Source organism: Filimonas effusa (assembly GCF_004118675.1).
GTDB lineage: Bacteria > Bacteroidota > Bacteroidia > Chitinophagales > Chitinophagaceae > Filimonas > Filimonas effusa.
Genome location: NZ_SDHZ01000008.1, coordinates 1 through 3977, shown reverse-complemented (window position 1 = coordinate 3977; position 3977 = coordinate 1). Strand labels below are relative to the sequence as shown.

At 41.8% G+C, this 3977-nt stretch carries 3 protein-coding genes; all 3 read right to left on the bottom strand.

Annotation, left to right across the window (positions count from 1 at the left end):
• Positions 1–92 precede the first annotated feature (92 nt).
• Positions 93–2261: a TonB-dependent receptor gene (locus ESB13_RS23620; RefSeq protein WP_129006571.1), complete on the bottom strand. Its 2169-nt coding sequence runs from the start codon at positions 2259–2261 to the stop codon at positions 93–95.
• A gap of 74 nt (positions 2262–2335) precedes the next feature.
• The gene (locus tag ESB13_RS23615) at positions 2336–2662 is read right to left on the bottom strand and encodes a DUF6660 family protein (RefSeq protein WP_129006569.1); all 327 of its coding nucleotides are present in this window, start codon (positions 2660–2662) and stop codon (positions 2336–2338) included.
• 55 nt (positions 2663–2717) lie between these two features.
• A complete protein-coding gene (locus ESB13_RS23610) occupies positions 2718–3713 on the bottom strand; it encodes an IS110 family RNA-guided transposase (protein WP_129006567.1) in 996 nt (331 codons plus the stop codon).
• Positions 3714–3977: the final 264 nt, after the last annotated feature.

The window sequence follows — 3977 nt, the reverse complement described above, 5'->3', positions numbered from 1 at the left end:
CCGTTGCATTCTATGGTTCAACCAAATAAAAACAGGTGTTAATAAAAAAAGGGCTGGGGAAACAGTATACAGTTACTTCCCCAGCCAAGTTACTACAAGGAGATTTTCACTCCACCATTGACAACAAAGCCATCTAATGGCGCGTAAATATCCCGGAATACAGGATTGGTTACGCTACCACTATAAATGTTGCCAAATTTTGTTTGACGGGTATCCGTGACGTTCTCAAAATTCACGAACAAAGACCATTTTTCCCAGAGCTTTTCAGCCATAAAGCCACAAGTCCAGAACGCCATTCCGGTGGTGCCGTCATTCAATGACTGCTTACTGTAATAATACGCCTCTAAGCCCACTTTCCATTTATCTTCCACCTCATACATCAACACGTTATTTAAACGATGTTTTGCTGTAAGCGGGTTCGTCCTCTTTACACCGCCTTCGCTCAATTGTGCATCGGTGAAGGTGTAGCCAACAAATAACTTAAAGTCGGCATAACTCAGCTTCACGTTGGTTTCCCATCCTTTCGTATCCACATAGCCATCTGAGTTGATAAGTTGGTACTGATTCAACCCTGTATTACTCAATAATAAAGGATTATTAATGCGGGTATAAAAGAAAAGCTGGTTAGCAGTTAGTTTTACCCCTTCCCAAAGTGTGGTGCGGTAATTCATATCAAAATTGGCTCCGTATGACCTTTCCAACTTATTAACATCGGGACTGATCGGAAGCACAGTCCTGAATTGCAGGCGTTCTGTCTCTTCTGTAAACACGGTAGGTGTTTTATATCCCAAGCCGCCGCCTAAACGGGAAGTAAACTTCGGTGTTATTTTAAATAGCGCAGACACCCGTGGTAAAACAGTCCAGCCGTAATCTATAATATAGTCGCTTCTTAAACCCAACTCTGTTTGAAGCCAGCTTGTGGCTTTCAAGGTATTTTGTACAAAACCGCCTATTGTATTGTGGTCATAGTTTCTTTTAGGAAAGCCATCTTTAGGATATTCCTTGAAGTTATCGGTATAGGCATTTAATCCTGCTACCCAATCCATTTTCTCAAGGTTATTTGTATAGGCAACTTCTGAATAAGAAGACCACTGTTTTCCGTCAAATACATAGTCGGGTATCGTGATCGTTCTATTGAAATTGTTTACGGAATTTTTTACCGTCAGGCCACTATGCTCATTAAGCTGGTGCTCGAATGAAAACTGTGTTGAAAAACGGTTGCTCTTATTCTTTTCAAAGTAACTATGAGAGCTACTACCGTTACCTTTGATATATTCAATGTCGCCTCCCGTTCTTTCTTCAAACGTAGTATTAACACCAATGTTCATCTTTGTTCTATCGCTAAAATAAACAAAGAGCTTTGGATTGAATACATAACGCTCAGTTTTAGGAATGGCGGTAAACCCACTGCTGGATGGATCATAGGCTTTACTGGTGTTGCGTGAAGCAAATACAGTGACACCTACTTTCTTAAACTTTTGCCCATAAAACCCGTTTACATCCAGGCCACCGGCGGAAGTACCGTTGATAAGAAATTTCAATTCTCTTTCGTTCGTAGGTACTTTGGAAATCAGGTTCACTAAACCTGCAATTGCCCCGCCACCGTACAACGTGGAAGAAGCGCCTTTTATCACTTCTACTTGCTTTAAATCTAATGGCGGGGTTTGCAGCAGCCCTAAACCGCCTGAAAAACCAGCATATAATGGAAAGCCGTCTTTTAACAATTGCGTATAGCGACCGTCCAATCCCTGAATACGAATACTTGAATTGGCAGAAGTAGCGGAAACCTGTTGTGTTTGTATGCCGGTACTTTCATTCAGCATCATGCGTATATCGCCTGGTTTCATATTGCCTTTTTCTTCCAATTCTTCCCCGTCTATCAATTCTACACGGGTAGGAATGTTTTGAATCGTTCTTCCACTTCTGGTAGAGGAAATCACCACTTCTTCCATTTCTTCACCAGCCGCCTCTAACAGGATCACTAATGTATCGTTATTGCGGGGGAAAGTCAATGTTTCATTGTGTTCTCCAAAGCCCGTAAATCGGAACGTAAACACTTGTTTGCCGTCAGGGACATTAGGTATTGTCAGGACGCCATTACTATCTGCTATAGCACCTTTATTAGTGCCCGCTAAAAGAGCAGTGGCACCCGCTAATAGCTCTTTAGAATCAGCATTTTTAACAACAACTGTCAATTTATTTTGGGCCATGCACAGATCGCCTATGCAAAGCATTAGTATTAAGCCTAAAACTTTTTTCATTTAATAGTAAAAATTACAAAACAGGAAAATACTGCCACAAAGAGGCAGAATGAAATCAAATGCAGTATTAAGTATTAGGCTCTTTTGGGAGGTTGCCAGATATTAGAATGGAAATCAAACTTGATGTATTCCTGGTAAAAAGATGTTTTCTCTACCAGTACAGGTACATACTCGGGCGCACAAATAACTGTAAGTACGGGCAGCGTTATTCCATGACAAGCGCCGCAAGCAAAAAAAGGCGAACAAGGCGACATAGGTTTATGATCGCTATCGCTGCTTTTTTCATGTTGAGAACTGGTTAAGGACCTGGATTCTTCAATGCAACAGTCATCATCCGCACTACAAGGAATGCCGGATAACACCAGTACATATAAAGAAAAAAGGAAAACCAACCATTTCATGCCTGCAAATATAGCTTACTTACCAGAAATATCAAGTCTGCACAGATAGTTGCAGTCAATGTACAGCCAGTCTATAACATGGATCATATGGTTCAGAACGCCTAATGACTGAAAATACAGTGTGAAGTAGCTTGTTTTTGAGATTATTCCTAATGAGGTTTTGATGCTTCCCCTCAGCTATCTTACGTTCAAAATAGTCCTTCGTTGGTAAATGGTGTATGAGCAAAGTGCTTACACCCCTACTTAAAAGGGCCTTCAATTTTTTATCTGCTTTTGCCGATACCCGCGTTTTACCGCGAATGCTACTTCCGCTGGTATGCTCAAATGGCGCTATACCTCCATAGCAGGCCAATTGACGGCTGCTTTTAAATAAGCTGAAACATTCTGTCACAATAAGGAGATAACAGGCTGTAACGATCCCTATTCCAGGCACAGTCATTATCAAATCATAGCATTTCGTTGTATCAGGATCACTCTTAATAATCTCCACAATCATCTTTTCAAGCCGCTTAATGCGTAAACGAAGAAACTCTACCACCTCTTTACAGTCCTCCCGCATCTCGCTACTGTCTTTGGGAGAGTAACCCTCTGCTTCGGTAGCAGGCACCTCCAGCGAAACCTTTGCCTTTACCAACCGATCCCTGTAAGCAAAGAGCATTTTTAGCCTTTTTAACAGCTCTGCTGGTAACCTGTGCGGTTTTAGTTCGTCAGCATACCTTTTAGCAAATTTGGCTATCGCAAGCGAGTCCACCTTATCACTTTTGCCTCTTTTTATAGCTATACCTGCATTAATAACAGTACCAGCAACAACGGAGAAAGGAATCCTCTTTTCCGTCAGGTATTGCCATAGCGGCTGCGCATAGATCCCCGTATGTTCCAGACATATTAACCAGTTTTCTACTTTTGCCTGCTTTTTGAGCCAGTTCAATAAACTTCGGAACCCTGATTTGGTGTTATCTACTCTGATGTACTGATTAGGTTGGTCATTGTGAACGGTTGATACGTCCAACCATAGCTTAGAGACATCAATCCCGACGAATAATTTTTTCATGCAATCGTTTTAATAATGGTCAGACACCTCACGCCTTTACTGGGTTTTGTTCCCGGCATTCTATTTAAGTTGATCTAACCAAAATGAAACAACTGTGGACTGATACAACGGTTGGGTATTGCCCAGCGACGCTCTTAGTTAAACACAGTTGCCTATAAATTGGGTGCAATGATAAATTATTTGCCTGTTTGTTGCTCGTGCGGGGTGTTTGGGGGGATACCAGCGTTCGGTTCCCTGGGCAAATGTAAAGGCGACGCTCCGTTC

Bases quoted from the DNA above. Each gene is read 5' to 3' on its own strand.
- ESB13_RS23620 (WP_129006571.1), bottom strand. From the start codon at position 2,261: ATGAAAAAAGTTTTAGGCTTAATACTAATGCTTTGCATAGGCGATCTG.
- ESB13_RS23610 (WP_129006567.1), bottom strand. From the start codon at position 3,713: ATGAAAAAATTATTCGTCGGGATTGATGTCTCTAAGCTATGGTTGGAC.
- ESB13_RS23615 (WP_129006569.1), bottom strand. From the start codon at position 2,662: ATGAAATGGTTGGTTTTCCTTTTTTCTTTATATGTACTGGTGTTATCC.